This is a genomic window from Pseudonocardia nigra, assembly GCF_019396355.1.
Lineage (GTDB): Bacteria > Actinomycetota > Actinomycetes > Mycobacteriales > Pseudonocardiaceae > Pseudonocardia > Pseudonocardia nigra.
Genome location: NZ_JAHKRK010000444.1, coordinates 1 through 1,553 on the forward strand (window position 1 = coordinate 1; position 1,553 = coordinate 1,553).

The 1,553-nt window shown below is 66.0% G+C and carries 1 protein-coding gene and 1 pseudogene; one reads left to right on the plus strand and one right to left on the minus strand.

From position 1 onward, the window contains the following. Positions 1-410 (plus strand): annotated as a pseudogene (locus KME75_RS41430) (site-specific integrase); the annotation flags it as partial. Here the strand turns inward: KME75_RS41430 and KME75_RS41435 are convergent. Further along, entirely contained in the window at positions 407-1,291 is an 885-nt protein-coding gene (locus KME75_RS41435; RefSeq protein WP_308283517.1) for an IS3 family transposase, read from the minus strand. The pseudogene KME75_RS41430 and the gene KME75_RS41435 overlap by 4 nt on opposite strands. Between the last annotated feature and the right edge of the window lie 262 nt (positions 1,292-1,553).

The window sequence follows — 1,553 nt, forward strand, 5'->3', positions numbered from 1 at the left end:
CCGGACTCCGGCAGGGCGAAATCTTCGCCCTGTCCCCCGACGACCTCGACTTCGACCGCGAGACCATCACCGTTCGCCGACAGGTGAAGCTCACCGCAAGCAACCAGCCCTACTTCGCCCTACCCAAAGGCAGGAAGACGCGAAGCGTCCCGATGCCCACCTCCGTTCGCGCCGCCCTCCTGGCTCACCTCGAGCGTTTCCCGGCGCGCACGGTGACACTCCCCTGGGACGGACCCGACGGCTCACCGGTTACCGTCACCCTGATCCTCACGACCCGCGAGAGCAAGCCGATCAACAGGCACTACTTCAACGCCAAAATCTGGAAACCCGCGCTGCACGCCAACGGCGTCCCCGCCACCCGCGACAACGGGTGCCATGGAGTGTTCCCGATTTTATTGACACCGGTTTAGGCTGCCAGGTCGGTGAGTTTCCTGAATCCTAGCTCGTATTCGAGCGGTGTCAAGTAGCTGAGGGTGGAGTGTCGCCTCCGGCGGTTGTAGTAGCCCTCAATCGACAGGAATGTGTGCTGTCGAACCTCGGTGACGTCGTTCCACGGGCGGGTGTGGATGAGCTCCTTCTTGTAGGTCGCGAAGAATGACTCGGAGACCGCGTTATCGAAGCAGGTGGCGCGCCGGCCCATGGAGCGGACGACGCCGTTTTCGGCGCAGAAGTCGGCGAACTCCCGGGACGTGTATTGACAACCACGGTCGCTGTGGAAGATCACCCCGGAGGCCGGCTTGCGGGTCACCAGCGCGGCGGCGAGAGCCTCGACGATGAGGCTGGTGCGCAGGTGGTCGGCCACGGCGTAGCCCACGACCTTTCGCGAGTGCAGGTCGATCACGGTCGCGGTGTAGACCCAGCCGTCGACGGTCTGCACGTAGGTGATGTCGCCGCACCAGCGGGTGTTGGGGGCCTGGGCGGTGAAGTCCTGCCCGATCAGGTCCGGTGCGTCGATAGGCCGCTGAGCTGCGAGGGTCGTCCGCTTCCAGGGCCGTGGATGGCGTCCGCGCAGCCCGGCAGCGCGCATCAGGCGCCAGACGCGCTTGCGGGCGACCCGGACACCACGTACGACGAGCTCGGCCCAGACCCGGCGCACGCCGGGGTGGCCGTGCAGCGCGGCGTGGACCTCGCGGATCGTCTCGGTGAGCTCGGCGTCGGTGCGCTCGCGCTGGCACGGCCCGTCGGCCAGCCACCGGTAGTAACCCTGGCGAACCACCCCGAGCTGGGCGCACATGAACGTGACCGAGTACTGCTTGTCAGCGGCCCAGTCCGCGATCGCCGCGTACTTCACGGCTGTTCCTTCGCGAACCAGGTCGCTACTTTTTTTGCGAAGTCACGCTCCATCCGTAGCGTGGCGTTCTCCTTGCGGAGCCGCTCCAGTTCCTCGCGTTCGTTCTCCGACAGGTCCTTATCTGGCACTCGACCCCAGGGCCCCGGCGTTGTAGATCTTTGTCCGGTTTGATCGTTTGTTGTTAGATTCCGAAGACCGCGAAGGCGGCGGCGTGGTCGTGGAGGTCGCGTCGGGCGTGGGCGAGGTTGGCGCGGCCGGCGAG